25 protein-coding genes and 1 pseudogene are annotated in these 26032 nt (G+C 64.3%); 14 read left to right on the top strand and 12 right to left on the bottom strand.

Annotated elements, in window-relative coordinates:
- Positions 1-91 precede the first annotated feature (91 nt).
- Entirely contained in the window at positions 92-217 is a 126-nt protein-coding gene (locus RXV88_RS09130) for a hypothetical protein (protein WP_316292165.1), read from the bottom strand.
- A gap of 938 nt (positions 218-1155) precedes the next feature.
- Here RXV88_RS09130 and RXV88_RS09125 point away from each other — a divergent pair.
- From RXV88_RS09125 to RXV88_RS09115, 3 genes and pseudogenes are all read left to right on the top strand, one after another.
- Positions 1156-1779, top strand: a pseudogene (locus tag RXV88_RS09125) (IS481 family transposase); the annotation flags it as partial.
- A gap of 347 nt (positions 1780-2126) precedes the next feature.
- Positions 2127-2699: a hypothetical protein gene (locus tag RXV88_RS09120; protein WP_316292163.1), complete on the top strand. Its 573-nt coding sequence runs from the start codon at positions 2127-2129 to the stop codon at positions 2697-2699.
- On the top strand, positions 2683-2904 hold the full coding sequence (locus tag RXV88_RS09115; RefSeq protein WP_316292162.1) for a hypothetical protein: 222 nt from the start codon (positions 2683-2685) through the stop codon (positions 2902-2904). The genes RXV88_RS09120 and RXV88_RS09115 overlap by 17 nt, the downstream gene beginning before the upstream one ends.
- Positions 2905-3109: 205 nt before the next feature.
- On the opposite strand, the gene RXV88_RS09110 is transcribed toward RXV88_RS09115, so the two are convergent.
- Genes RXV88_RS09110 through RXV88_RS09100 form a run of 3 tightly spaced genes read right to left on the bottom strand, consistent with a single transcriptional unit; the run spans position 3110 to position 5298 of the window.
- Complete coding sequence (locus RXV88_RS09110) at positions 3110-3574, bottom strand: CoA-binding protein (RefSeq protein WP_316292161.1); 465 nt, start codon at positions 3572-3574, stop codon at positions 3110-3112.
- Positions 3575-3943: a 2Fe-2S iron-sulfur cluster-binding protein gene (locus tag RXV88_RS09105; RefSeq protein ID WP_316292159.1), complete on the bottom strand. Its 369-nt coding sequence runs from the start codon at positions 3941-3943 to the stop codon at positions 3575-3577.
- The gene (locus RXV88_RS09100) at positions 3940-5298 is read right to left on the bottom strand and encodes a selenium-binding family protein (protein WP_316292158.1); all 1359 of its coding nucleotides are present in this window, start codon (positions 5296-5298) and stop codon (positions 3940-3942) included. Before RXV88_RS09100 ends, RXV88_RS09105 begins: the two co-directional genes overlap by 4 nt.
- An 82-nt stretch (positions 5299-5380) precedes the next feature.
- Between RXV88_RS09100 and RXV88_RS09095 the strand changes: the two genes are divergently transcribed.
- A complete protein-coding gene (locus tag RXV88_RS09095; protein WP_316292157.1) occupies positions 5381-6151 on the top strand; it encodes an IclR family transcriptional regulator in 771 nt (256 codons plus the stop codon).
- Here RXV88_RS09095 and RXV88_RS09090 read toward each other — a convergent pair.
- The 8 genes from RXV88_RS09090 to RXV88_RS09055 all read right to left on the bottom strand — a co-directional run bounded on the left by RXV88_RS09090 (position 6148) and on the right by RXV88_RS09055 (position 13680).
- The gene (locus tag RXV88_RS09090) at positions 6148-6561 is read right to left on the bottom strand and encodes a universal stress protein (RefSeq protein ID WP_316292156.1); all 414 of its coding nucleotides are present in this window, start codon (positions 6559-6561) and stop codon (positions 6148-6150) included. The genes RXV88_RS09095 and RXV88_RS09090 overlap by 4 nt on opposite strands.
- Before the next feature lie 181 nt (positions 6562-6742).
- Entirely contained in the window at positions 6743-7456 is a 714-nt protein-coding gene (locus RXV88_RS09085) for a ThuA domain-containing protein (protein ID WP_316292154.1), read from the bottom strand.
- Positions 7453-8322, bottom strand: coding sequence for an NAD(P)-dependent oxidoreductase (locus RXV88_RS09080; protein ID WP_316292152.1), 870 nt, complete (start codon positions 8320-8322; stop codon positions 7453-7455). Before RXV88_RS09080 ends, RXV88_RS09085 begins: the two co-directional genes overlap by 4 nt.
- The gene (locus RXV88_RS09075; RefSeq protein WP_316292151.1) at positions 8322-9842 is read right to left on the bottom strand and encodes a sugar ABC transporter ATP-binding protein; all 1521 of its coding nucleotides are present in this window, start codon (positions 9840-9842) and stop codon (positions 8322-8324) included. The genes RXV88_RS09080 and RXV88_RS09075 overlap by 1 nt, the downstream gene beginning before the upstream one ends.
- Complete coding sequence (locus RXV88_RS09070) at positions 9839-10840, bottom strand: ABC transporter permease (RefSeq protein ID WP_316292150.1); 1002 nt, start codon at positions 10838-10840, stop codon at positions 9839-9841. Before RXV88_RS09070 ends, RXV88_RS09075 begins: the two co-directional genes overlap by 4 nt.
- Positions 10841-10853: 13 nt before the next feature.
- Entirely contained in the window at positions 10854-11828 is a 975-nt protein-coding gene (locus tag RXV88_RS09065) for an ABC transporter permease (protein WP_316292148.1), read from the bottom strand.
- A 31-nt stretch (positions 11829-11859) separates the two neighbouring features.
- Positions 11860-12657, bottom strand: coding sequence for an SDR family oxidoreductase (locus RXV88_RS09060; protein WP_316292146.1), 798 nt, complete (start codon positions 12655-12657; stop codon positions 11860-11862).
- 75 nt (positions 12658-12732) lie between these two features.
- Positions 12733-13680 (bottom strand): sugar ABC transporter substrate-binding protein, encoded by a 948-nt coding sequence (locus RXV88_RS09055; RefSeq protein ID WP_316292144.1) that lies wholly within the window; start codon positions 13678-13680, stop codon positions 12733-12735.
- Between the two features lie 369 nt (positions 13681-14049).
- On the opposite strand from RXV88_RS09055, the gene RXV88_RS09050 reads away from it, so the two are divergent.
- From RXV88_RS09050 to RXV88_RS09005, 10 genes are all read left to right on the top strand, one after another.
- Positions 14050-15732, top strand: a complete 1683-nt coding sequence (locus RXV88_RS09050) for an ABC transporter substrate-binding protein (protein ID WP_316292142.1) — start codon at positions 14050-14052, stop codon at positions 15730-15732.
- A gap of 23 nt (positions 15733-15755) precedes the next feature.
- The gene (locus RXV88_RS09045) at positions 15756-16565 is read left to right on the top strand and encodes an SDR family NAD(P)-dependent oxidoreductase (RefSeq protein ID WP_316292140.1); all 810 of its coding nucleotides are present in this window, start codon (positions 15756-15758) and stop codon (positions 16563-16565) included.
- 88 nt (positions 16566-16653) lie between these two features.
- On the top strand, positions 16654-17952 hold the full coding sequence (locus RXV88_RS09040; protein WP_316292138.1) for a Xaa-Pro peptidase family protein: 1299 nt from the start codon (positions 16654-16656) through the stop codon (positions 17950-17952).
- A 99-nt stretch (positions 17953-18051) separates the two neighbouring features.
- On the top strand, positions 18052-19047 hold the full coding sequence (locus tag RXV88_RS09035) for a thiamine pyrophosphate-dependent dehydrogenase E1 component subunit alpha (protein WP_316292137.1): 996 nt from the start codon (positions 18052-18054) through the stop codon (positions 19045-19047).
- A 10-nt stretch (positions 19048-19057) separates the two neighbouring features.
- The gene (locus RXV88_RS09030) at positions 19058-20053 is read left to right on the top strand and encodes an alpha-ketoacid dehydrogenase subunit beta (protein WP_316292136.1); all 996 of its coding nucleotides are present in this window, start codon (positions 19058-19060) and stop codon (positions 20051-20053) included.
- Entirely contained in the window at positions 20043-21353 is a 1311-nt protein-coding gene (locus RXV88_RS09025; protein ID WP_316292134.1) for a biotin/lipoyl-containing protein, read from the top strand. The genes RXV88_RS09030 and RXV88_RS09025 overlap by 11 nt, the downstream gene beginning before the upstream one ends.
- A gap of 17 nt (positions 21354-21370) precedes the next feature.
- Positions 21371-22828, top strand: coding sequence for an NAD-dependent succinate-semialdehyde dehydrogenase (locus RXV88_RS09020; protein ID WP_316292132.1), 1458 nt, complete (start codon positions 21371-21373; stop codon positions 22826-22828).
- A 10-nt stretch (positions 22829-22838) separates the two neighbouring features.
- Positions 22839-23723, top strand: coding sequence for a 2-oxo acid dehydrogenase subunit E2 (locus tag RXV88_RS09015; RefSeq protein ID WP_316292130.1), 885 nt, complete (start codon positions 22839-22841; stop codon positions 23721-23723).
- 31 nt (positions 23724-23754) lie between these two features.
- Complete coding sequence (locus RXV88_RS09010; protein ID WP_316292128.1) at positions 23755-24510, top strand: SDR family oxidoreductase; 756 nt, start codon at positions 23755-23757, stop codon at positions 24508-24510.
- Positions 24511-24594: 84 nt separating this feature from the next.
- Positions 24595-25815, top strand: a complete 1221-nt coding sequence (locus RXV88_RS09005) for an FAD-binding oxidoreductase (protein WP_316292126.1) — start codon at positions 24595-24597, stop codon at positions 25813-25815.
- The last annotated feature ends 217 nt before the right edge of the window (positions 25816-26032 follow it).

Raw genomic sequence — 26032 nt, 5'->3', positions numbered from 1 at the left:
GTATAAGAATGGTAAGTTCAGGATGTCTCGATAATCATGACGGGACCTGGCGAAAAACAGGCTCTGACGGCACAAGTTTTGAGACGGCCTTTCATGATTTTTGTGCCGGTGGATTCTTGCGCGTCGCAATATTGATGACGGTCTTGTCACGCTCTTGATGACAGGGTTTTGCTTTGGAATTGTGGCCTTTTGGATTGTGCGCCGCAGCTTTGGCCACAGGGAGGTCTCCACCCTGCTTCCAATTCTTGTACTGGCGCCGTCCTTGGTTGGATGGACTGCTCGGCATGGGAAGCTCTGCCAGCTCATACTTTGGAGAGGACGCAACGCCGCGCAAGCCCAGTTGGGCTGGGGTGTTGACTGCATAAATCCCTTCGCCTGAAGCCCGTGGAAGGCTTTTCCGGCTGTGTTGCGGGTCACTCCCATGCCATCCGCAGCCTGACGGACACTGAGCCGGATCCGACCGTTGTTGTTGTTTTGAGGACCTTTCCACTCCAGTTTCAGCAATGGGTAGAGGGCCTGAGCGAGCGGTGAGAGCGCTCTCCAAGCGTCAGTTTCCATCATGTTGCGAACCATCTTCGTGAAGTGCTCTTCGCGGCGCTCGTTTTTCTGTCACGGCCCATCGGAACGAACCACGTCAAAGGAATTACCGTCGGCATCGCACCCAAAATCCGAGCAAGCTGCGGCTGCTTGCAGCGGTTCGGCACTGGTTTTGAGACCAGAAGAGACCCCGCCCAAACGCTTGACGCTTTGGGCAGATTTTCAGGGTTAGGAAGGGTAACACCGGAGTGGCCCGATCTACCCCAAGCGCGTTTCTGTAATGCTCTGATATGCAAAATTAATCTGGGTCCTCGTCTGAGGCTTCTGCCTGAGCAATGGTCCAGAAAAGTACCTGTATTCGGTCGCGCCGCCAGCGCGCGTCTTCAATAGATGTGAAGGAGGCTCGGAACCGGTTATCTTCAAAGGTGATAGGCACCCGGTACTTGGAGCCGCGAACCTCGATGTTTCTCATGCCGGATTTGACCGTTTGCTCATAGTATTCTTGGTCTTGCTCAAGGGTCTAAATGATCCGAGCCACGTGCGGTGGGGGTGGAACCTTAGGTGTTTGATCCCAGGGTTTGATGGTGCGATCCATTCGTCGGAATCGAAGGACGCCTTATGGGACAGATACGCCACGGCTGCGCCACGACCACGCACGCCATCCGAGCAGCAATACTGCGATCGCAAGCTTCGAACGCGGAACTGAGCCGGGAGCTTGGCATCAACGTCAAACCATCGCCAAATGGCGCAAGCGGCAGACGGTGGAGGATTTGAGGACCGGGCCAAAGAAGCCAAGCTCCACCGTTCTCAGCGAGGAGGAAGAGGCCGTCGCCGTCGCATTCCGGCGTCATACCCTGTTGCCACTGGACGATTGCCTTTACGCCCTTCAGCCGACGATCCCGCATCTCACCCGCTCTTCGCTGCATCGATGTCTCCAGCGGCACGGCATCTCTCGTTTGCCCGACGTGGACGGCCCCTCTCACACATGCAAGCATGTGTTGCCGGGCAAGGGACAAGCCGAAGCGGCAGCGGTTCAAGCGTTACCCGATCGGGTTATTCCACATCGACATCGCCGGACTTCGCACGGCCGAAGGCAAACTCTATCTCTTTGTCGCCATTGACCGGACCAGCAAATTCGCAGTGGCTCAGATGGTCGAGAAGGCAGATCGCAAGACGGCATGGGATTTCCTCGAACTCCTGCTCGATGCTGTGCCCTACCGCATCCATACGATCTTGACCGAGTTGCCAGTGGTTGCGCCATTGGTCCGAGCGACCACTGGCGACGGCATCCAGTTCGCCGAGCAACCCCGGAACCGGAACACCATCTATTCCAGACCGATGCGGTTCGACATGTGAATTGGGTTTTTAGATGAAAGGAGAAGCTTATGGATGTTTTTAGGAATACTCTGGAAAGCAAAACGGCGTTTGCCGGGATCGCCATTCTCGCTTTGATTTGATTGAACGCTCGGTGAGCGTACTGTTTCTCTGCGGGTCGAGAGCCGATGCCTGCAAGATGCAGTGCGCCCTTCGTTCCATCTCCCTTTGTCCGGTGATATTGCTGAGCGGTTTCCAGCATCAGTGAGTTGCCCATGAAGTATGTCGCGCCGTCTGCCAAAGAAACCGCGTTCAACTGCCCTCACTGCGGGGCGCTGGCGAAACAGCATTGGAGCGATATCTTCGTGCGGTACAAGGGCGTCAAGCACCCGCTTCCTACAATCGTTGGCGAAGGCGGCGCGGACGAATTTGATTTGAAAGAACTGGAAGATGATTTGAAGCGAGAGCTCACCGAGTGGGCAAATAGGATGGCCAAGGGGGCACCCTTCCTCAAGTTCAGCAAACAACGCACGGCGGTCCACCACACGTTACACAATGTACATCTCTCGACTTTCTACAATTGTGACAAAGTTTCGGTGTGGATCTATGACCGCTTGACCTACCCCCAAACCGGAGAAGCCCCGGCGGCGAACCCGGATATGCCCGACGACATCCGGCGGGACTATGACGAGGCAAGCACGATCCTTGACCGGTCGCCCAGAGGGGCGGCGGCGCTTATCCGCCTTGCTATCCAGAAGCTCTGCAAGGAACTGGGTCAGCCCGGAAAGAACATCAATCGGCGAACTGGTGAAGGGCGGGCTCGACCCGAGGGTGCAGCAGGCGCTTGATGCCGTCCGGGTCATCTGGAACCACGCCGTACACCCCGGGCAGATCGACCTGCGGGATGACCGGGCGACGGCAGAGACGCTCTTCAAGCTCCTGAACCTCATTGTGGACAAAACCATATCCGAGCCCAAGCACGTCGCTGAGGTCTACGCCTCTCTGCCCGAGGGCGCGGTGAAGGCCATCGAAAAGCGGGACGGAAAGGCGTAGGTCTGCATCCTGTTCAAGGAAAACCTGCTTTTGACGCCCGGCCCCGGTCATCGCATTCCGAAAGATGACTTCGCGAAAGCTTGGTGTTCGGCAACCATTCCTGAGAGGGGAGCCTTTACCTTCCCCGCCCCTCCGGATGGCCCGAGGTCATCTCGTCGGGAAAGACCTGATCGCCCCCAATCCGGCCCCGCGCGTACCGCCCGCGTCAGATCGCCAGGTCGAGGCGGGGTTTCCAGAACGGGCGGAAGAGCTCGATCTTGGGGCAGCGGTCCATCACGACCTTGAGGCCCGCATCCTCGGCCAGTTTGGCGGCGCGGTCGTCGTAGACGCCGATCTGGCCCCAAAGCACCTTGGCGCCGATCTCGATGGCCTGCTCGGCGATGCCGTAAAGCTCTTCCTTGGGGCGAAACACCTCGACCATGTCGACGGGACGGTCGATGTCCTTGAGCGAGCGGTAAACCGGGATGCCGCGGATCTCGGTCACCGCCGGGTTGGGGTTCACCGGGATCATGTCATAGCCGGTCTCGTGCAGCACGCGCAGCACGCCGTAGCTGAACTTGGTCTTGTCGGCGCTCGCCCCGACCATCGCGATGGTCTTCACCGAGCGCAGGATGTCCGACAGGTAGGCCTGCGGATAATCGTAGCGGCGGTCGATATCGGCGTCGGGCATTCAGATCTCCTTTGGGGTGGCGATATCCGCCTTGAGCTCGTGCGGCTCCAGCGGATCGAGGAAGGGGTTGCGGTATAGCGTGTCGTGACTTTCGACGCCGATCTCGAGCGTGCAGTCCGACAGCGGACGCGCGACGCAGAGCAGCACGTAGCCATGCGAAAGCTGGCGGTTGTTAAGCGCGACCTGCCGGCGCTGGTCGACACTGCCATCGGTCAGCTTGGCGGCGCAGGTGATGCAGCCGCCGTATTTGCAGCCATAGGGCAGATCGACGCCCTGCTCGCGCAGGGTGTCGAGCAGGGGGCGCCGGGCGTCGACCGTAAGGGTCGCACCGCCGCGATTGGCCAGCGTGATGGTCCGCGTCCCGCTCACAGCCAGATATCGCTGGTGCAATCGCCGCCGGGATAGCGGGTTTCATGGCAGCGCGAGGGGCCGTTGGGTTCCTGCCCGAAATCGACGATGAACTCCTCGTTGATCTTCATGCCGCCGTTTTCCACGTCGCAGTCGATCATCACCATCACGCCGCCTTGCGTGCGGATTCCGGGGTAGAACTGGTTGTCCCACGTCGAGAAGAGCGAGGTGGTGACGTAGAGCCGCTTGCCGTCCAGCGACAGCTGGAACATTTGCGGCCCGCCCGCGACCTTGACGCCGTTCACCTCGGGGGCCTTGCCCAGCAGCCCGCCCATCCAGACCTGTCCGGTCAGCTTGGGGTTATGCGGATCGGTGATGTCATACTGGCGCATGTCGCCGTGCAGCCAGTTGTTCAGGTAAAGATACTTGTCGTCCATAGACACAAGGATCGCCGACATCACCCCCGGCACCGGGATCGGCCATTCGGGATGCGGTTCGTTCTCGACGTCGATGATCTTTTCCCATTCCCACTTGCCCGCCTCGGACTTCCAGAAATGGATCACGTTGCTGGACAGCGCCGCGCCGCAGAAGCCATGCGTGCTGTCGGGGTCGTGCAGGAACTTGACCTCAAGCGGGATAAGCCCGTCCTCGCCCAGATACATCGTCTCGACCGGCTTGCGCGCCTCGAAATCCCAGATGTGCAGGCGGCGGCCGTATTTCAGATGCCCCACCTCTTCCAGATCGAAGCCCGGCATGAAGGTGTTGGGCGCGGCCCATTCCGAGCTGATCATCACGTTGTGGCGCGGCTGGTACCAGAAATCGTAGCCAAAGGGGATGTCGCCCATCGAGGCCTCCCAACGGCCCATGATCTCGAAATCCTTGTTAAGGTGCAGATAGCCGCCCGGCGCCTCACCCTTGGCGTCGCCTAGGAACGAGATGATGATCTCGGATCCCAGGCAATGCACCGTGTGGGGCCCCGACAGGTCGGTCTTGGATTTGATCTCGGCCCCGTCGATCACCTTGTGCAGGCGCGGCGCGCGCGGGTCGGTGGCGGTGTCGACCACGTGGATGTTGTTCGACCGCACACCCGGCACCAGCAGGTATTTCCGCGCCATCGAGCTGTCGTCATGGCAGGACGAACAGGCGTTCCAGCCCATGTGGTGCAGTTCGTCCCCGATCCCCGGCATCTCGAGCCGGTGGATCACCTGGGAATAGGTCGGGCTGTCGGGGTCGGCGTCGACCGTGGCCAGATAGTCGGGCTTTTGAATGCCCGTCCCGGTGTAGATGGCGATCGTGTAGAGCAGCTTTTCCCGAGGCGCCTTGATCGCCTCCTGCGGGCTTGCATAGCCCGGTCCGCAACATGCGCCATCCATCATCCGACCTCCCAATATTGATTCCTCTTTGTGTATCGTATATCGAAAAGTTAGTTATCGTATAGTGAGAATATGGCGACTCGTCATGCATCTTGAACGCCTCACCCTGATCCTGGAAATCGTCGGCCAGAAAGAGCAGGCCTCCGTGGCCGAGATCTGCGCGCATTCCGGGCTGCCGAAACCGACGGTCTACCGGCTGGTGCAGGATCTGGCCGGGGCAGGGCTGCTGACGCCGCTGGGGCGCGGCCGCTTCGCCGTCGGAACCCGGCTGAAGCGGATCGCGCGCGGGGACCAGTCCGACCGCGCGCTGCTCGAGGCGATCGCGCCCGCGTTGAAACGCGCCGCGACCGAACATGGCGCGGCGTTCTTTCTGTCGCGCCTGCGCGGGCGCGCGGTCGAGATCGTCCATGTGGAAACGCCTGAAACCGGCGTGTCCTACCTGCACCCGGGGCTGGGCAAGCGGCCGCTGCACGCCTGTTCCTGCTCAAAGGCGGTCGCGGCCTTCGCGCCGGATCTCTTTGCGCCCGGCGATCTGACGGGCCGTCTAAAGGCCTATACCGAATTCACCCTCACCAGCCCTGACGATCTCGAAGCCGAATTCGCGGCGATCCGCCGGCGCGGCTATGCCGAATGCGTCGAAGAGATCGAGCGGGGGATGTGTTCGGTCGCAGCACCTCTGGGTGAAACCGGGCCGGGTGCTGCGATATCCATCGGCGCCACCGGGTCGAGCCGCGTGTTCACCCCGGCGATGCGGGACAGGATCGGCCAGATCCTGACCGATATGGCGCGCGATCTGTCGTCCGTGCTGGGCTGGGCCGGGGCGGAAACGCCCCGGAAAACCGGCGAGGTCGCTTAGCTGCGCACCACGTAGACCGAGCATTTCGCATGCGTGACGACGTGGCTGGCGGTCGTGCCCAGCAGGTAATCCTGCACCTTGGGGTTCGCCGATTCCATCACGATCACGTCGACATTGCGCTCGTCCGCCAGCTTGACGATCTGGCGGTGCACCGCGCCGGTGCGCACGACCGCCTCCATCTCGACGCCCTCCGCGGGATGGGCGGCAAGGAATTTCTTCAACTCGTCGCCCCAGAAGCCCTTGGAATCGCGGATGTTCAGGTTGCGCTCGAACTCCGGCGCGACGGTGGCCACCAGCAGCTTGGCACCGCGGCGTTTCGCCATCGCGATGGCCTCTTCATAAGCGCCGTAATCCGATTTCGCGTGCCGAAGGTTGACGGGGCAAAGGATCAGTTTCGTATCGCGGGACATTCAATGTCTCCTTTTCAAATCGCGGCCACGGATGCCTTCTGGCGGATCCTGGGCCTTGGAATTCAGCGCCGGGCGGGTTCCTCCATACGGCATTCGGGCCGCCCTGTCGCCCGTTGCCTTCGGGGCAGGCGCAATTCCGGACCAACGCCGGAGCGTTGACAATGTTCCAAGGGGCAGGGCGTCAAAGCGCTGTCTTGCCCTCGGCGGCCCAGATTGCGCCGCGCCGGATGATCTCGGTCACCTGCGGTAGGCGCAGGTCGTCCAGTTCGTGCCCGATCGAGCAATAGAACACCCGGCCCTTGTCCCAGCGGCGTTTCCAGACCACCGGGATCACCGTGCCCTCGATCCACCAGAGGTGATCGCCGGAAAAGGTCGTGGTCGCCAGCACCTCGTTCGACGGATCGACCAGCATGTAATATTGCTCGGACGTCAGGCGGAAGCTGCGGATGCCGCGCACGATGGGGTCGTCGGGGCGGCAGATGGTGACGTCGTAGTCGATATAATCCTCGCGCGGCTGGAGGTTGTCGGGCCAGCCGGGCGGATGGGCGACGAACTGCCCGCCGATCAGGAAGTGATAGGTCGGACGGTCGCGAAAGGCGTCGCCCATATGCCCATGCCACCCCGCCAGCCCGCAGCCGTTGCCGATCAGCTGCAACAGCCCGTCCTCCTGCGGCTTGGTCATGTTGCCGAACTCTTCGCGGTGGCCGGACCGGGCCGAGGACCAGATCGGCGTGATGAGATCCAGATCGGCCAGATCGCCGGGCCGCTCCAGCGGCTCGAGCGTGTCGTAGACATCGACCTCAAAGCCGTTCTCTTCCAGCAGGGCCTTGTACCAATCGGCGAAATCGGTGGGGGCATGACCCTCCCATCCACCGACGAAAAGTGCGGCTTTCATTCTGATTTTCCTCGCATATAGGCCAGCATCGCGGCCATGTCCCTCTGCCCGAAACCGGCGGTTTCGGCGGCGCGCAGCTGCGCCAGCGTCTCGTGCCCCTGCGGCATGTCCGTTCCAAGGGCGCGCGCCAGCGCCGCCGTCACCTCCATGTCCTTGCGCGCCAGCGCCACGGTGAAGGTCACCGCATGGGCGGCCTCGTCCAGATAGAGCGGGCGGCGGTATTTCAGCATCGGTGCGCAGGCGGCGGAGGCTTCGATCACGTCGAACGCGGCTTCCGCGTCGATCCCGGCGGCCTCGGCCAGGGTCATCGCCTCGGCCAGGGTCTGGTTGATGCCGTGGATCAGGCTGTTGACCGCCAGCTTCATCACCGCCCCCGCGCCGGGCTGGCCCAGACAGATGGTTTCCTTGCCCATCGCGTCGAACAACGGTTTCAGCGGCGCGGCCTCGTCTTCGGTGCAGCCCGCCATGATCAGCAGTTGCGCGGCCTCAGCCGCCTGCGTCGCGCCAGAAACAGGCGCGTCGATCACCGTCACGCCTTCGGGTGCTTTGCGCACCAGTGCTGCGATGTGATCGGGGCTCATGGTGCCCATTTCGACGAAACGCCGGGCCGTCGCACCGGCAAAGAGCCCCTCAGGCCCCAGATGCACGGCGTCCGACGACGCGTCGTCGGCCAGCATGGTGATCACCACATCGGCCTTGTCGGCCAGATCGCGGGGGGTGTCGGCCACGGTGCAGCCAATCTCTTCGGCCAGCGCCCGGGCCTTATCCCCCGAGCGGTTCCAGATTGTCAGCGCGGCGCCGGACCGGGCCAGATTGCGCGCCATCGGCGCGCCCATCCGGCCCAGCCCGGCAAAGCCGACGTGCATCAGGCGACCTGTGCGCCGTTGTCCGCGCCGATGCCGGAAATCGCCTGGATCAGCTTGTCCTCGGTCACTTCCTCGGCGGTGAAGGTCCGGATGATCCGCCCGCTGTACATCGCGACGATCCGGTCAGACACATGCAGCACCTCGGGCATCTCCGACGAGATCACGATCACCGCATAGCCCTGCGCCGCCAGATCGCGGATCAGCTTGTGGATCTCGGATTTCGAGCCGACGTCGATCCCGCGCGTCGGTTCATCCACGATCAGCACGTTGGGATGCATCGACAGCCATTTGCCGATCACGATCTTCTGCTGGTTGCCGCCCGACAAGTTGCCCACCTGCTGCTTCCAGCCCGGGGTGCGGATGTCCAGCCGGTCGCGGTACTGGTCGAAAATGGCGATCTCGGCGCCATCGGCCACGAAGGGCCCGGCCTTGAGATCGTCGACCTGCGGCAGGGTCATGTTGTCCCGGCAGTTCATGCCCAGCACCAGCCCCTGGCCCTTGCGGTCCTCGGGGACCAGCGAAATCCCCTTCGTGATGGCGTCGGCGGGCGAGTTGATGCGCGTCTCCTGACCGTCAAGCAGGATCGTCCCGCCCGCCGGCTCGCGCAGACCGAAAAGCGTTTCCGCGATCTCGGTGCGGCCCGCGCCCACAAGGCCGTAGAACCCCAGCACCTCGCCCCGGCGCACCTCGAAACTGACGTCCTTGTAAAGGTCGCCGCAGCTCAGCCCGCGCACCTCCAGCGCCACGTCCCCAAGCTCGTGATGGCTGGCGTTGCGTGTGAGGTCGAGCTTGCGCCCGATCATCAGCTGGGTGACGTCCTCTTCGTTGGTGTCGGCGGTGTTCAGGGTGCCGCGGTAGTTCCCGTCGCGCAGCACGCTGATCCGGTCGGTGATCTTGAAGATCTCTTCCATCCGGTGCGAGATATAGATGATCCCCACGCCCTGCTTTTGCAGATCCGCGATCACGTCGAAAAGCACGACCTTTTCCGCGTCGGTCAGCGACGCGGTGGGCTCGTCAAAGATCACCGCCTTGGCATCGACCGTCAGCGCGCGGGCGATCTCGACCATCTGCTGGTTGGCGATCGACAGATCGCCGACCCGGGTGCGGGCGTCGAAGCCCACCTTCAGCTTGCGCAGGATCTCGTTGGTCTGAGATTCCAGCTGGCCCCAATCGACCAGCCCGAAGCGTTTGCGCGGCAGCTCGCCCAGATAGATGTTCTCGGCCACCGTCAGCTCGTCGGCGAGGCTCAGCTCCTGGTGGATAAAGACGATGCCCTTGGCCTTGGCCTCCAAAGGCGAGCGCATGACGACGGGCTGTTCCTCGACGATGATCTGGCCCTCGTCGGGCTGATAGATGCCGCCCAGGACCTTCATCAGGGTGGATTTGCCCGCGCCGTTCTCGCCCATCAGCGCATGCACCTCTCCGGGCATCACGGTAAAGGACACGCCGTCGAGGGCGCGCACGCCGGGGAAGGTCTTGACGATGCCTTCCAGGCGCAGTGCCGGTGTTTGGTCGGTCATACTCTCAGCTCCTCCTTGCCCTTGATGTTCAGCTGCCGGTCTAGGAACAGCACCGCGATCAGGATCAGACCGATGACGAGGTTCACCGTCTCGGTATCCGCCCCGATGTGCGACAGCCCCTTGCGCAGCAGCTGGATCGCCAGCACGCCGCCGAAGGTCGACACGATCGACCCGGCCCCGCCGGTCAGCTTGGTGCCGCCCAGAACGACGGCGGTGATCACCCACAGTTCGTAAAGCTCGCCGTCGTTGGGGTTCACCGATCCGCTTTCGGAATAGAACACCACCGCCGACAGCGCCGCCAGAAAGCCGATGATCATGAAGTTGATCATGAAATGCGGGCCCACGCGTATACCGGCGTTGACGGCCGCCTCGCGGTTGTTGCCGATGGCATACGCGTTGCGGCCATGCACCGTGCGGTTCATCAGGAACCAGATCGCGGCGGTGACCAGCAGCAGGAACCACGTGGCCGTATGCAGGCCCAGGAACTGCGCCTCGGCGAAATCGACCAGGGTCCAGTTCAGGTGGCTGGTGGGTTGTTCACCGTTATACATGAACACCAGCCCGCGATAGCCCAGCATCGCGCCCAGCGTCACGATGAAGGCGTCGACCCCGGTCTTCCAGACGATGATCCCGTTCAGCGCGCCCAGCAGCGCGCCCGCGGCAAGCGCCAGGATCCACGCGACCGGGATCACCCAATCGCCGAGGCCCGCAAAGATCGGCCAGGTCATGGTGTCCAGCAGGATGATCGCGCAGATCGCGTAGATGGCCCCGACACTCAGGTCGATATTGCCGTTGATCATCACGATGGTCATGCCCATGGCGATGATGCCGATGGGGGCCGATTGCTTGAACAGCAGCAGCATGTTGTCGACATCCATGAAGGCCTTGTCGGACAGCGACATGAACTCGCCCGCGATGCTGAAGAAGATCAGCTCGAGCACGATGAAGCCCCAGATGGCCCCGCGCTTGAGAAAGGTGGAAAGCGTTCCCGGTTGCATGTTCTCTCCTCCTTTACGCGATCGGGGACCAGAGCTTGCCGCGCTTGGCTGCGATATCGAGCCAGACAGCAAGGATGATGATGACCCAGGTCACCACGTACTGGACGTAGAATTGCAGACCGACCAGCAGCAGGCCGTTCTGGATGAAGCCGAGGATCAGCACCCCGATCACCGTCTTGAAGACCGTGCCCGACCCGCCCAGCAGGGACGCGCCGCCCAGGATGACCGCGGCCAGCACCTCCAGTTCAAGCCCCTGACCGACGGTGTTCTGCGATCCGAGCGACCGGCTGGCCTGGATCAGGCCGGCGGTGGCGACGCAGAAGGACGACAGGATATAGCAGGTAAAGACCACCCGCGCCCGGCGGATGCCCGAAAAGGTCGCCGCCGTGCCGTTGCCGCCCACCGCATAGACCTTGCGCCCGAAGGGTGTCTTGGCCAGCAGCATCCCCAGAAAGGCCGCTAGCAGGACGAACATCAGGATCGGCACCGGAATACCCAGCGCGTCCCCCTGTCCGAAGACGCTGAACCAGGTGCCCTCCTTGTCGGCGATGTCCATGTTCTTGCCGCCCGAATAGGTCAATGTCAGCCCGTGAATGGCCGACAGCATCCCCAGCGTGACGATCAGCGAGTTGAGCTTCAGATAGCCGACCAGAAATCCGATGAAGGCCCCAAGGCAGAGCGTCATGGCGAACATCGCCGGGATCGCCAGCGTCGGGCCGATCTTGTCGTGCAGATCCAGAACGACGATGGTCGAGAACGACATCATCGAGCCGACCGACAGGTCGAGATTGCCGCTGATCACCACAAAGGTGACCCCCAGCGCCATCACGCCCAGAATGGCCGACGACCGAACGACGCCCATGATGTTGTCGGGATCGACGAACCGCTGGTTCGCCAGCGTAAACCCGATCATGAATAGCACGAAGGCGACCAGAATGCCTTGTCGCGCCAGAAAGCCGCCGATCTGTTGCTTGGTCAGCCCTGCCATTGTGTCCTCCCTGTTGTCCTTGTTGCGCCGGTCAGACCAGCGTCATCCCGCCGTCGATCATCACGATCTGGCCGGTCATGTAATCGCTGTCCTTCGACGCCAGGAACGTGGTCGTCCCGGTGATGTCCTCGGGCTTGGCGACCCGGCCCTTGAGTATCTCGGCCGAGAATTCCTCCATCGCCTGCCCGGGGCGCTCGGCCGCGCCGATCTCCATCAGGTCCTTGTCGACCTGTTCCCACATTTCCGTGGCCACCACGCCGGGCGCAAAGCCCGTTACGGTGATATCGTGTTTCGCCAGGTCGCGGGCGCCGGATTGCGTCAAGGACACCACGCCCCATTTCGACGCGCAATAGGGGGCGACGTTGTCGAACCCCTGGCGGCTGGCGATCGAGGCGGTGTTGATGATCTTGCCGGACGTGCCCTGGCGGATGAACTGCTGCGCCGCTTCCTGCATGCCGATCAGGCAGCCAAGCCCGTTCACATCCATGATGAAGCGCCAGTTCTCCTCGGTCACGTCGAGAAAATTCATCGGCTTGTTGACGCCGGCGTTGTTGAACTTGACGTCCAGCTTGCCGAACACGTCGACCGCATGGGCGATCATCGCGCGCACCTGGTCGCGCTTGGTCACGTCGACGGCTGAATGGGTCACCTTTGCGCCCGTCGCTGCGGCGCGGCCGTCGTTGGCGGCGGCCACTTCGGCGACTTTCCCGCCGTTGATGTCGGCAAAACAGACGTCCGCGCCTTCATCCAGAAGCGCCTCGCCTATGGCGCGGCCGATCCCCTGCGCGGCGCCGGTCACAATGCAGGAACGACCTGAAACGCGGCCCATGTTCCCCTCCCGAAATGTACTATTTTTATATTGTATCCCGGGCGCGGCGCACCGCGCCCGGGGGGCAAGCGGATCTTAGAAGACCGGCTTGGTGAAGTCGCCCTGGTTGTCCTGGGTGATCTTCGGCGTGTCGAAGTAGTTCAGGAACGGCACGTCCTTGCCCTCGAGCACGTCGATGGCGGTCTGCAGCGCCGCGCGGGCGTCATCGACCGGCGACTGGTAGATCGAACCCCAGTACTCGCCGCGCTCCATCGCCTCATAGCCCACCGCAAAGTTGGTGGCGCCGACGAAGATGATGCCTTCGCGGCCGGCGGCCTTGGCGGCGTTCAGCGCGCCCACGCCCATGTTGTCGTCGCCGGCATAGACGCCGTCGATGTCGTCATATTTCACCAGGAAGGCTTCCATGACCTTCTGGCTCTTTTCGCGGTTCCAGTCGCCCGGCTGGGTCTCGATCACGGTCACGTTCGGGCAGACCTCGGGCAGACGGTCGTCGAAGCCCTTGGCGCGCTCGATCGCGGTGGTATAGCCCGGCTGACCGGTGATGTGCACGACCTGCGCTTCGTTCTCGATGCCCATGTCCTTGAACTTGTCGCACATGATTTCGGCCGAACGCGCGCCCTGGGTGATGTTGTCGGGGCCCGAGAAGGACGCCACAAAGTCAAAACCCGCCTCGGCGATGTTCGAGTTGGTCACGATCACCGGGATGCCGGCCTGCTTGGCCTTGCGCACGGCGGGGATCACGGCCTCGCCGTTGGTCGGCCAGATGATGATTGCGTCGACTTCCTGCTGAATCAGGTCTTCCATCTGGGCGATCTGGCGCGCCACGTCGCCGCCGGCGTCCAGCACGACGGTCTCGACATCCGGATTGGCGTCGGCAGCTTCGATGAACGCCTTTTCATAGGTCGTCTGATAGCTGTCCACGCCCACGTTGTTCTGCGTGATGCCGATCTTCATGGTCTCTGCAGACGCGGCACCGGCAAGAACCACGGCCGTGCTCGCAGCAAGGATTGTGCGAAGTTTCATTAAGGTATCCTCCCGGAATTTACCTGTTGTCATTTTTTCCGGCCCCAGGTCCCCTCCCGGGACCGGACCCATCATCCGTCGAGTCGGACGACTGATCTGAACCATGCCGTGCCTCAAACCGCCAAAATGTAGCAAAAATGTCCATATCGGATAAAAATATAATCAATGTGGACAGAATTGCGATACGTTCTGGATGTCATTTTGAACATTCATGAAAGGCACACCGCGATGTCCGAGGCAGATTCGTCAAAAGTGAACAAATTTGCAGGGCGGCGACCAGAACGCAACGACAGGGCGCAGACACACCTCATGAATGTCTTAGGGACAGAATTCGAACGGGTTCCGGTTTCGCCGCAGGCGAAGACGGAAATGCTTCGGATTTTGTCCTTTCTGGAGGATTTCGGCGCCGAACTGGAGGATGCCAGCGATCTTTTCGCTCCCAACCCCTACCTGCGCATGTCGCTGCATCTGCTGCAGGGGCATTTCGACGCCCGGACCGTGACGCCGACCTCTCTGATCGCTGTCAGCGGCGTGCCCTACGCCACTGCCAACCGGCGCCTCAAAGAGATGGTAGAGGCCGGTCTGATCGAACAGCGCCCCCGCACCAAGACCGGCAAAAGCTTTTCCATGCACCCCAGCGAGACGCTGCTGGAGCAGTGGATGAAGCTCTCGGGGCGCATCCGCCGCCTGTCCGAGACGCATTTCGGCGGCAAGGAACGCGGGCGCGACGCCGAGGATTACTATTACGGCGGCTCCTACCTGGCGGCGCAGTCGATCCCGCCGCTCAAGGTGCTGGCGGAACCTTTGAAGGCGCCGGGGGGGATCCGGGTGCTGGTACACGGCGATCCGACCTTTATGGTGATGGACAACCTCAAGCGCCAGTTCGAGCAGGTGATCGGCAACGAAATCCACCAGCGCGCCTTTTCCATCGACCGGCTGCGCGAAGAGGCGATGCGCAACGCCGAGCGCCCGGTCAGCCGCTACGACATCATCGCGCTCGACCTGCCCTGGGTGGGCGGGTTCGCCGAGCAGGAAATTCTCATGCCTCTGGACGAGGCGATGGATGTCGCCCGGCTCGATCCGGCCGATTTCCACACCGCCGGCTGGAAGGCCGCGCATTGGGGCGGGCGGCCCTACGGCGTGCCCGCACAGACCACGCCCGAGCTTTTCTTCTACCGCCGCGATCTCTTTGCCAAGGCGGGGCTGGAGCCGCCCGCCACCACCGACGCGGTCCTGACCGCGGCAAAAGCGCTGCACGATCCGGCGCGCGGGCGCTACGGCATCGCCTGGAACGCGGCCCGGGGCACGGCGCTGGGGCATACGGTGCTGATGACCATGGCCGATTTCGGCCAGCCCGTGCTCAACCTGCCGGAAATCGCGGGCGGGTTCGACACCGATCACCTGGCGGACCGCGATTACTGGCCGACAATCGACACCGATGCGGGGCTGCGCGCGGCGGAATTCCTGCTGGAGCTGATGAATTACTCGCCGCCCGATATCCTGTCGATGTCGTGGTACGAACGGGTCCGTCCCTATGCCGCGGGCAAGGTGGCGATGGCCTATGGCTACACCCTGCTGGCGCCGTATTTCGAGCTGGACGAATCGTCGCCCGCCCATGACCAGACCGGCTATCTGGCGCATCCCGTCGGGCCCGGGGCCTCGGCGGTGGCGCCGGTGGGCGGCTATGTGATGGGCATTCCCGCCAACCTGCCGTCCGACAGGGTGCGGGCCGCGGTCGAGGCGCTGATGGTCTTCACCTCGCCCGAGGCGCAAAAGCTTTACGTCCAGAACGGCAGCCGCACCAACCCGCGCTATTCCGTCGCCGCCGACCCCGAGGTGCGCCGCGCCTCGCCGATCTTCGAGGCGGTCGACGCCATGTCCTGGCGCGACGAGCTGCAATTCTGGCCGCGCCCGCCGGTGCCCGAGATCTGCGACATCATCCAGATCTGCGGCGAGGAATTCCACGACATGCTGCGCGGGATCATCCCCCCGCGCGACGCATTGTGCAGGTCCCAGAAGCGGGCCGAGGCGCTGTTCGAGAAATCCAGGTAAATAGACTACGAGGAGGAGACACCATGGACCCCAATCGCCTGAAAGGTAAGAACGTTCTGATAACCGGCGCCGCCCGCGGCATGGGCGCGGCCAATGCCGAGAACTTTGCCGCGCAAGGCGCCAACGTGTGCCTTGGGGATCTCGATCTCGACGCCGCGCAGGAAATGGCCGACAAGATCAACGCCGCCGGTAACGGCAAGGCGATCGCGGCAAGGATGGACGTGACCAAGCGCGAAGACAACGCCGCCGCCGTGGCGGCGACGGTCGAGGCGTTCGGCTCGATCAACGTGGGCCTCTTCAACGCCGGCCTCAACAAGCCCCGGTTCTTCATGGATATCGACGAAGACAACTGGGACATGATCATGAACGTCAACACCAAGGCGATGTGGCTGGGCATGCAGGAAACCGCCCGCCAGATGATCAAGCAGGGTCCGATGGAGGATCATCCCTACAAGCTGATCAACGTGGGCTCGATCGCCTCGCGCAAGCCGCTGGTGGATGTGACGGTGTACTGCACCTCGAAATACGGCTGCCTGGCGCTGACCCACTGCGGCGCGATCGCGCTCAGCGAGCACAACATCACCGTCAACGGCTATGCGCCCGGCGTGGTGGTGACCCCGCTTTGGGAGCAGCTCGACAAGGATCTGGTGGACATCGGCTTCAAGGAGCGCGAAGGCCAGGCCTATGACGACATCGTCCGCGACGCGCTGCAGATCAAGCGCGTGTCCTATCCCGACGACATCACCGGCACCGCGTCGTTCCTGGCAAGCGACGACAGCGACTACATGACCGGCCAGATGATCCACATCGACGGCGGCTGGTGCATCCAGTGACGTCGTAGGGTGCGCATTCACTGCGCACCGCCCCCTGAACCTTTCACAAAGAGGTGCGCAATGAATGCGCACCCTACGGAGTATCGCCATGTCACGCGCACTTATGCCCAACCTGCTGACGCCGCAGGATCTTGAACCCAACTGGAAATGGGAAGGCCGCATTCCCGCCTGGGGCCACACCTCGGTCGATTTCGAACGCCGGATCGACCACGACCGCCTGCGCCGCTACCGTCTGGCGCGCACCCGGCAGTCGCTCAAGAACTCGCCCGCCGGCACGCTGCTGCTGTTTGACGTGAATAACATCCGCTACGTCAGCGCCACCAAGATCGGCGAATGGGAGCGGGACAAGATGTGCCGCTTCTGCCTGCTGACGGGTGACGACAGCCCCTATGTCTGGGATTTCGGCTCGGCCGCAGTGCATCACAAGAAGTATTCCGACTGGCTGGAGCCCGACCACTGCCTCGCTGGCGTGGTCGGCATGCGCGGCACCATTCCGCCGGAATTCGGCCTGATGAAGAAATACGCCAAGCAGATCGCCGGGCTGATCCGGGACGCGGGCATGGCCGACATGCCCGTGGGCGTGGATTACGCCGAAACGGCGATGTTCCATGCGCTGCAAGAGGAAGGTCTGCATGTCGTGGACGGCCAGCAGATCATGTTGGCGGCGCGTGAGATCAAGAACTGGGACGAGATCCAGCTGCTGACCCAGGCGGCCAGCATGGTCGATGGCGTCTATCACATGATCTACGAAGAGCTGAAGCCGGGCGTGCGCGAGAACGATATCGTCGCGCTTTCCAACAAGATGCTCTACGAGATGGGCTCGGACGACGTCGAGGCGATCAACGCCATCTCGGGCGAGCGCTGCAACCCGCATCCGCACAACTTCACCGACCGCTACTTCCGCCCCGGCGATCAGGCGTTCTTTGACATTCTGCAGTCGTACCAGGGCTATCGCACCTGTTACTACCGGACCTTCAACATCGGCCGCGCGACCAGCGCGCAGAACGACGCCTATGTGAAGGCGCGCGAATGGATCGACGCCTCGATCGACCTTATCCGTCCGGGTGTGAGCACCGACGTGGTTGCGCAGGCCTGGCCCAAGGCCGAGGAGTTCGGGTTCCCGGATGAGGACACGGCCTTTGGTCTGCAGTTCGGCCACGGGCTGGGGCTGGCGCTGCACGAGCGGCCCATCATCAGCCGGGCGGTGTCGCTGGATCATCCGATGGAGATCAAGACCGGCATGGTTTTTGCGCTGGAAACCTATTGCCCGGCCGCCGACGGCTATTCGGCCGCGCGGATCGAGGAAGAAGTGGTGGTGACCGAAACCGGCTGCGAGGTGATCAGCCTCTTCCCGGCCGAGGAACTGCCCATCGCCAACCGTTACTGAGCTGGGTCGAGGGTGGGGGGCTGTCTGCCCCCCACACCCCCCGAGAGTATTTTAGCCAAGAAGAAGACAGGGGCGTCGCGCCCCTCAGAGGACATTGCCATGGCTGCCGCCAAGACCAATACCGAGGATTATCTGCGCATGTACCGGCAGATGGTCCGGATCCGCACTTTCGAGGATAACGCCAACCAGCTTTATCTTTCGGCCAAGATGCCGGGGCTGACGCATATGTACTCCGGCGAGGAGGCCGTCGCCGTGGGCATCTGCGAGGCGCTGACCGACAGCGACCGCATCACCTCGACCCACCGCGGCCACGGTCATTGCGTGGCCAAGGGCGCGGAATTCAAGCAGATGTTCTGCGAGCTTCTGGGCAAGGAAGAGGGCTATTGCCGGGGCAAGGGCGGCTCGATGCATATCGCCGACCAGAGCCACGGCAACCTGGGCGCCAACGCCATTGTCGGCGGGTCCATGGGGATCGCCACCGGCTCGGCCCTGCGTGCCAAGCTGCAGGGCGCGGACGACGTGACGGTCTGTTTCTTCGGCGACGGCGCCACGGCCCAGGGGCTGCTCTATGAGGTCATGAACATGGCCGCGCTGTGGAACCTGCCGGTGATCTACGCCTGCGAGAACAACGGTTATTCCGAATACACCAGGACCGAAGAGATCGCCGCCGGGTCGATCACCGCCCGCGCCGAGGCCTTCGGGATCGAGGCGCATCAGGTCGACGGGCAGGACGTGCTGGCGGTCAACGCATTGACGCAGAAGCTGGTCGAGCGCGCCCGCAAGGGCGAGGGCCCGTTCTTCATGGAGCTGATGACCTACCGCTATCACGGCCACCATGTGGGCGACATCAACCGCGAATATTACCGGTCCAAGGACGAAGAGAAGGACTGGAAGGACAACCGCGACCCGATCATCCGCTTCCGCGGCTGGCTGGTCGAGCAGGGCATCGCCACCGAGGACGAGATCGAGGCGATGAACGCCGAGGTCAAGGAGGATGCGGCCGCCGCCGTCGACTATGCGCTGAACGCAAAATACCCGGACGCGTCCGAGGTCGACATGCACGTCTTTACCGACGTCGAACACGCGCTGGCTTGAGGAGGAAGCGATGCGAGATATTACCCTGTCCCAGGCCGTCAACGAGGCCCTTGCCGAGGAAATGCGCCGCGACGAGACCGTCTTTATCATCGGCGAGGACGTGGCCGAGGCCGGCACACCCTTCAAGGTGCTGTCGGGCCTTGTCGAGGAATTCGGCACCGACCGCGTCATCGACACGCCCATCGCCGAGCCCGGTTTCATGGGGCTGGCCGTGGGTGCGGCGATGACCGGCGCGCGGCCCGTGGTCGATCTGATGTTCGGCGATTTCATCTTTCTGATCATGGACCAGCTCTGCAACCAGGCGGCCAAGACGCATTACATGTCGGGCGGCAAGCTGAACGTGCCGCTGGTGCTGCGCACCAATCTCGGGGCGACGCGGCGGTCTGCCGCGCAGCACAGCCAGTCGCTGCACGCGCTGGTCGCGCATATCCCGGGGCTCAAGGTGGCGATGCCGTCCTCGGCCTATGAGGCCAAGGGCCTGATGAAGACCGCGATCCGCGACAACAACCCGGTCGTGATCTTCGAAGACAAGCTGATGTACCAGGAAAAGGCCCCGGTCCCGGAAGAGGAATTCCTGATCCCCTTCGGCCAGGCCAACGTCAAGCGCGAGGGCACCGACATCACCCTGATCGGCACCTCGTCGATGGTGCAGATATGCGAAAAGGCCGCCGAGATTCTGGCCAAGGAAGGCATCGATGCCGAGGTGATCGACCCGCGCACCATCGTGCCGCTGGACGAGGCGACGCTTTTGGCCTCGGCCAAGAAGACCAGCCGCGTGATCGTCGTGGACGAGGGGCACCAGAGCTTTGGCGTCACCTCGGAAATCGCCAGCCGGATCAACGAAAAGGCCTTTTATCACCTCGATGCGCCGGTGCTGCGCATGGGGGCGATGGACGTGCCGGTGCCGTTCTCGCCCGCGCTCGAGGATCTGACCGTGCCGACGCCCCAAGGCGTGGCCGAAAAGGCCCGTATGCTGGTGGCGGGGGAGATGATCCATGCCGCTTGATGTCATCATGCCCGCGCTCGGCATGGCGCAGGAAACCGGCGTGATCGTGACCTGGCACAAGAAACCGGGTGACGCGGTCGCCGAGGGCGACGTGCTGTTCGAGGTGGAAACCGACAAGGCGACGATGGAGGTCGAGGCGCAGGGCGCGGGCTTTCTCTCGGGCGTCAGCGCCGGAGAGGGCGACGAGGTGCCCGTCGGCAACGTCATCGCCCGGATCACCGACAGCGCCGAGCCCGACGCGGCGCCGTCCGCCGCCGCCGGGGACCCTCCCACCCCCGACGGCGGCGGCTCCGACCTGCCCGAGGGCGCGCAGATCATCATGCCGACGCTCGGTATGGCGCAGGATTCGGGCCTGCTGGTCGGCTGGCTGGCCAAGCCGGGCGACAAGGTCGGCGCCGACGATCCGCTTTTCGAGGTCGAGACCGACAAGTCCACGATGGAGGTGCCCGCCGGTGCCGAGGGCTATCTGGCCGCCTGCCTCGCGCGGGCTGGCGAAGACGTGCCGACCGGCCAGGTCATCGCCATCCTGACCGCAGAGGCCCCTTCGGAAACCATCGAACGCAGCGCCCTTGACGGCGGTGCCCCCGCACCCGCACCCGCCGCCGAGGCACCCGCCGAAAAGGCTCCGGCAGCCAAACCCGCACCGGCCGCGAAAGCCGCGCCCGTGCCCGCGCCGGCGACCGGCGGCAAGATCCTCGCCTCGCCCAAGGCGAAGCGCCTGGCGCTGGAACAGGGGCTCGATCTGGGGCGTTTGGTTGCAGAGGGCGTGCCGCAGCCTTACCATGTTGCGGATATCGAGACGCTCAAGCACCTGCCTGCCGAGGCTGCGCCGGCCGCCGGGGCCACCCCCGCCGCCGCCAGCCTGCATCTGACGGCAGAGCTGCCCGCCGAGGGCTTCACCGCCTTCGCGGCCTGGGCCGCCGACGCCGCCGGGCTCAAGGATGCTGGCGCGCTGCTGGCGGGTCTGGGCGGGGCCTGCCTGCCGGGCGACGCGGCCATCGTGGCCGTCGAGGCCGCGGGGCGCCGCCGCCTCTTCAGCATGGCCGCCGGGCCGCTGGCGGGCGTGACCGAAACCGACGACGCCACGCCCGATCTGGTCGTGCGCGATCTGCGTCTCAGCCGGATCACCGGCCTGCGCCTGGGGGCCGAGGCCGCCCCGGTGCTCAGCCTGACCTCGACTGGATCGGGCGTGGCCCTGACGCTGGAATGCGCACCAGGCCAATTGCGCCCCGAGGACGCGCTTTCGCTGATTTCCGACTTCGCGGGTCGGCTCGAGCAACCGCTCCGCCACCTGCTGTAACGACAAGGACACCTGACATGACCGCCCATGACCCGAAATTCGACACCCTGCCCACCGATCTATACATCGACGGCGGCTTCCGTGCGGGCAGCGGGGGCGAACGTTTCGACGTTCTGAACCCCGCCACCGAAACGGTGATCGCCTCTGTCGCCTCGGCCGAGATCGCCGATGCCGACGCCGCGCTCGACGCCGCCGAAAAGGCGATGGCCGACTGGGCCGCGCGCACCCCGCGCCAGCGCTCCGAAGTGCTGCGCAAGGCCTGGGAACTGATGACCGCGCGGCTCGAGGATTTCGCCCATCTCATCACGCTGGAAAACGGCAAGGCCCGCGCCGATGCGATGGGCGAGGCGACCTATGCCGCCGAATTCTTCCGCTGGTTCGCCGAAGAGGCCGTTCGCGCCGACGGGCTGATCACCCACGCGCCCGCCTCGGGCGCGCGCATCATGGTGCAGCACAAGCCCGCCGGGCTGGCCGTGCTGGTCACGCCGTGGAACTACCCCGCCGCCATGGGCACCCGCAAGATCGCGCCCGCGCTTGCCGCTGGCTGCGCGGTGATCATCAAGCCCGCCTCCGAAACCCCGCTGACCATGCTGGCGCTGATGCCGCTTCTGGAAGAGGCGGGCGTGCCGCCGGGGCTGGTCAACGTGCTGCCGTCCAAACGCACCGGCGCGCTGGTCGATCACATGCTGCACGACCCGCGCGTGCGCGTCGTCAGCTTCACCGGTTCGACCGGCGTGGGCCGCAAGCTGCTGCATTCCGCCGCCGATCAGGTGCTGAAACCGGCGATGGAACTGGGCGGCAACGCGCCGCTTCTGGTCTTCGAGGATGCCGATCTGGACGCCGCCGTCGAAGGCGCGATGCTGGCCAAGATGCGCAACCTCGGCGAGGCCTGCACCGCCGCCAACCGGTTCTACGTGCACGAAGCCGTGGCCGAGGCCTTCACGGCGAAATTCACCGCTGCCATGGCCGCGCTCAAGATGGGCGACGGCACCGATCCGTCGGTCGACGTGGGCCCGCTGGTCAACGCCAGCACCCGCGACAAGGTGGCCGAATTCGTCGCCGACGCGGTCGCCAAGGGGGCCAAGATCGAATGCGGCGGCACCGCGCCCGAGGGGACGGGGTACTACTATCCGCCCACCGTCCTGTCGAACGTGTCCGAGGATGCCGACTGCGTCCATGACGAGATCTTCGGCCCCGTCGCCGCGATCCAGACCTTCACCGATCAAGAGGACGTCATCCGCCGCGCCAACGACACCGAATACGGGCTGGTGGCCTATGTCTTCTCCGAGGACATGAAGCGCGCGCTGCAGGTCTGCGAGCGGCTGGATTACGGCATGGTCGGGCTCAACCGCGGCCTGGTCAGCGACCCCGCAGCCCCCTTCGGCGGCACCAAGCAATCGGGCCTCGGGCGCGAAGGCGGCCACGAGGGGATGCTCGAATTCATGGAAACCCAGTACATCTCGGCCAGCTGGTAAGGGGGCGATCATGTCGGACGTCATCGCACCGCCCTCGGTCCGGGCTCTGGCCCTGGAAAAGGGCATCGACATCGAAAAGCTGGCCCGCGATCTGGGCCGCACCTCGATCGCGCGCGAGGATCTGGAGGGGGGCGGCAAAGCCTCTGCTCCTGCGCCCGCCGGGGACACCTCGTATTGGGAGGTGGACCACAGCCAATACGGCCCCGTCACCGAAGAACCGATGAGCCGTTTCGGCCTGCGCGCCGCGGCCAATCTGGGGGCGGCCAATGCGCTGATCCCGCAGGTCACCCATCACGACCGCGCCGACGTCACCGCCATCGAGGCCTTGCGCCGCGAGCTCAGGCCCGAGGCGCAGGCGCGCGGCGTCCGACTGACCGCGCTGGCGTTTCAGGTCAAGGCGCTGGCGCGCTGCCTGCGCGAATTCCCCCGCTTCAACGCCTCGCTCAGCGCCGATGGCAAGACGCTGATCCTCAAGGATTACGTCCATATCGGCATCGCCGTGGACACCGCCCACGGGCTGATGGTGCCGGTGATCCGCGACGCCGACCGCAAGGGGCTCTGGCAGATCGCGGCCGAGATCACCGATCTCGCCTCCCGCGCGCAGGACCGCAAGATCCGGCCCGAGGAAATGGGCGGCGCGTCGATGAGCATCTCGAACCTCGGCGGCATCGGCGGCATCGGCTTCACCCCCATCGTGAACCCGCCGGAACTTGCGATCCTCGGCATCACCCGGACCGAAACCGTGACCCATTGGGACGGCGACACGCCGCGCCCGGTGCCCATGGTGCCGCTCGATCTCAGCTACGATCACCGGGTGATCAACGGGGCGGATGCGGCGCGCTTCATGACCACGCTGGCCGGGATGCTTGCCGACCCGCGCCGGATGATGGTCTGATCGGGGGCGCAGCTTTCAGGGGGCAACCGACATGACCGCACTCAGCATCGACCTATCGGGCCAGACCGCGCTGGTGACCGGGGCCAGCCGTGGCATCGGGCGGGCGATCGCCGAGGCTCTGTTGGCCTGCGGTGCCAAGGTCATCGGCGTCGGCACCCAGATCGAGGGCGACGAAGACCTCGCGCGCGACCTCGGCGAAGCCTTCCGGCCGCTCAACTGCGATCTCTCGGACCGCGCGCAGGTCGCGGGCATGATCGACGGGCTGGCCTCGGACGGTACGCAGATCGACATCCTGGTCAACAACGCCGGCATCATCCGCCGCGCCGCCGCGGCGGAACACAGCATGGCCGATTGGGACGCGGTGCTGGACGTCAACCTCGACGCCGCCTTCCTGCTGGCCCGCGATCTGGGTCGGGGGATGGTGGCGCGGGGGCGCGGCAAGATCGTCTTCGTCGCCTCGGTGCTGTCGTTCCAGGGCGGCATCCTCGTGCCCGGCTACGCCGCCAGCAAAGGCGCCATCGCCCAACTGACCCGCGCTTTGGCCAATGAATGGGCCGCACACGGCGTCAACGTGAACGCCGTCGCCCCCGGCTATGTCGCCACCGACAACACCGCCGCGCTTCAGTCCGATCAGGACCGCACCGCGGCGCTCATGGCGCGGGTGCCCGCCGGCCGCTGGGGCCGCCCCCAAGAGATCGCGGGCCCCGTGGCCTTCCTCGCCAGCGATCTGGCGGCGTTCATGCACGGTGCCGTGGTGCCCGTCGACGGCGGCTGGCTGGCGCGCTAGCGCGCCACGGCGCGAAACCCCATTGGCGGCGGCCGCGTTTTCGGCCACCTTGCGGCAAACCCGCCGCACAACTCTCAGGGCAGAATGGCCGCCACATACGACACCACCCCGCAGCGCAGCCGCTATGACGTGATCATCGTCGGCGGCGCCATCATGGGCGCCGCGACCGCGTGGTTCCTGACCGAAATGCCCGATTTCGACGGCACGGTCCTGGTGATCGAGCGCGACCCGACCTACGCCCAAAGCGCCACGATGCTGACGACCTCGTGCATGAGGCAGCAGTTCTCGACCGCGCTCAACGTGCGGATCAGCCAGTTCGCGGCCGATTTCGTCACCAACCTGCGCGGGTATATGGGCGGCGACGACCGCGTGCCCCAGCTGTCGATCCACTCTTTCGGCTATATGTACCTCGCCGATACTCAGGCCTTCGCCGAGGTGCTGCGCGCCAATCAGCGCATCCAGCGCGACGCCGGGGCGGCGACGCAATTGATGACGCCCGACGAGATCCGCCGCGCCTATCCGTTCTACAACGTCGATGACATCGTCCTGGGCTCGATCAACCTAGTGAACGAAGGCTACTTCGACGCCTCCGCCGTCTTCGACTGGCTGCGCCGCAAGGGGCGCGAGCGCGGGGTCGAATACCTGTCGGGCGAGGTCGCGGCGATGACCCGCAACGCCTCCGGCACGCGGGTCGAAAGCGTGACTTTGGCCTCGGGCCAGGTGCTGTCCTGCGGCCATGTGGTCAACGCCTCGGGCGCGCGGGCGGCGCGTACGGCGGCGATGGCCGGGATCGACCTGCCGGTCGAGCCGCGCAAGCGATATTCCTGGGTCTTCCGCGCCGAACATCCGCTTGACCGCGACCTGCCGCTGACCATTGACCCTTCGGGTGTGCATGTGCGCGAAAACGGCGGCGGCACCTATCAGGCCGGGGCGCATTCCGACATCGACCCGGCGGTGGACCCGGACGATTTCACGATGGACTTCGGCCTCTGGGAAAACCACGTCTGGCCGGTGCTCGCGACCCGCATCCCCCAGTTCGAGTCGATCCGGGTCGAGGCGGAATGGGCCGGGCATTACGCCATGAACACTGTCGATCACAACGCCATCATGGGGCCCCACCCGGTGGTCGGGAATTTCATCTTCCTCAACGGCTTTTCAGGCCACGGGCTGCAACAGGCCCCGGCGATGGGGCGCGGCACCGCCGAATGGCTGACCTACGGCGGCTATCGCAGCCTCGATCTGACCCCGTTCCACATCGACCGGATCCTCTCGGGCGCGCCATTGGTGGAGAGTGCCGTGATATGACGGCCCGGGCGGCCGCTTTGCTGCGGCGCGGCAGGGAATTATGTGGATTTCAACGCATGATTGAACCAAGCTGCGCGAGGGGCCGGGAGGACGGTCCCCGCAACGCCGCGCGGCGGTTCCGGACATGACACCAAAGCCGCCGTTTTCCCGGTGGCCGTCATGCCAGGGCACGCGCGGTCCGGCACTTTTACGACTGCATTTCTAGGGAGGACATAAA

Origin of the sequence: Aestuariicoccus sp. MJ-SS9, assembly GCF_032586235.1 — a bacterium.
Taxonomy (GTDB): Bacteria; Pseudomonadota; Alphaproteobacteria; order Rhodobacterales; family Rhodobacteraceae; genus Aestuariicoccus.
The sequence above is the reverse complement of the archived record's forward strand: the minus strand, read 5'-3'. Positions and strand labels throughout refer to the sequence as shown.

Bases quoted from the DNA above. Each gene is read 5' to 3' on its own strand.
- RXV88_RS09035 (WP_316292137.1), top strand. From the start codon at position 18,052: ATGGCTGCCGCCAAGACCAATACCGAGGATTATCTGCGCATGTACCGG.
- RXV88_RS09055 (WP_316292144.1), bottom strand. From the start codon at position 13,680: ATGAAACTTCGCACAATCCTTGCTGCGAGCACGGCCGTGGTTCTTGCC.
- RXV88_RS09030 (WP_316292136.1), top strand. From the start codon at position 19,058: ATGCGAGATATTACCCTGTCCCAGGCCGTCAACGAGGCCCTTGCCGAG.
- RXV88_RS09025 (WP_316292134.1), top strand. From the start codon at position 20,043: ATGCCGCTTGATGTCATCATGCCCGCGCTCGGCATGGCGCAGGAAACC.
- RXV88_RS09070 (WP_316292150.1), bottom strand. From the start codon at position 10,840: ATGCAACCGGGAACGCTTTCCACCTTTCTCAAGCGCGGGGCCATCTGG.
- RXV88_RS09110 (WP_316292161.1), bottom strand. From the start codon at position 3,574: ATGCCCGACGCCGATATCGACCGCCGCTACGATTATCCGCAGGCCTAC.
- RXV88_RS09065 (WP_316292148.1), bottom strand. From the start codon at position 11,828: ATGGCAGGGCTGACCAAGCAACAGATCGGCGGCTTTCTGGCGCGACAA.
- RXV88_RS09095 (WP_316292157.1), top strand. From the start codon at position 5,381: ATGCATCTTGAACGCCTCACCCTGATCCTGGAAATCGTCGGCCAGAAA.
- RXV88_RS09045 (WP_316292140.1), top strand. From the start codon at position 15,756: ATGGACCCCAATCGCCTGAAAGGTAAGAACGTTCTGATAACCGGCGCC.
- RXV88_RS09080 (WP_316292152.1), bottom strand. From the start codon at position 8,322: ATGCACGTCGGCTTTGCCGGGCTGGGCCGGATGGGCGCGCCGATGGCG.
- RXV88_RS09050 (WP_316292142.1), top strand. From the start codon at position 14,050: ATGCTTCGGATTTTGTCCTTTCTGGAGGATTTCGGCGCCGAACTGGAG.
- RXV88_RS09085 (WP_316292154.1), bottom strand. From the start codon at position 7,456: ATGAAAGCCGCACTTTTCGTCGGTGGATGGGAGGGTCATGCCCCCACC.
- RXV88_RS09040 (WP_316292138.1), top strand. From the start codon at position 16,654: ATGTCACGCGCACTTATGCCCAACCTGCTGACGCCGCAGGATCTTGAA.
- RXV88_RS09060 (WP_316292146.1), bottom strand. From the start codon at position 12,657: ATGGGCCGCGTTTCAGGTCGTTCCTGCATTGTGACCGGCGCCGCGCAG.
- RXV88_RS09020 (WP_316292132.1), top strand. From the start codon at position 21,371: ATGACCGCCCATGACCCGAAATTCGACACCCTGCCCACCGATCTATAC.
- RXV88_RS09015 (WP_316292130.1), top strand. From the start codon at position 22,839: ATGTCGGACGTCATCGCACCGCCCTCGGTCCGGGCTCTGGCCCTGGAA.
- RXV88_RS09100 (WP_316292158.1), bottom strand. From the start codon at position 5,298: ATGATGGATGGCGCATGTTGCGGACCGGGCTATGCAAGCCCGCAGGAG.
- RXV88_RS09005 (WP_316292126.1), top strand. From the start codon at position 24,595: ATGGCCGCCACATACGACACCACCCCGCAGCGCAGCCGCTATGACGTG.
- RXV88_RS09090 (WP_316292156.1), bottom strand. From the start codon at position 6,561: ATGTCCCGCGATACGAAACTGATCCTTTGCCCCGTCAACCTTCGGCAC.
- RXV88_RS09010 (WP_316292128.1), top strand. From the start codon at position 23,755: ATGACCGCACTCAGCATCGACCTATCGGGCCAGACCGCGCTGGTGACC.
- RXV88_RS09075 (WP_316292151.1), bottom strand. From the start codon at position 9,842: ATGACCGACCAAACACCGGCACTGCGCCTGGAAGGCATCGTCAAGACC.
- RXV88_RS09120 (WP_316292163.1), top strand. From the start codon at position 2,127: ATGAAGTATGTCGCGCCGTCTGCCAAAGAAACCGCGTTCAACTGCCCT.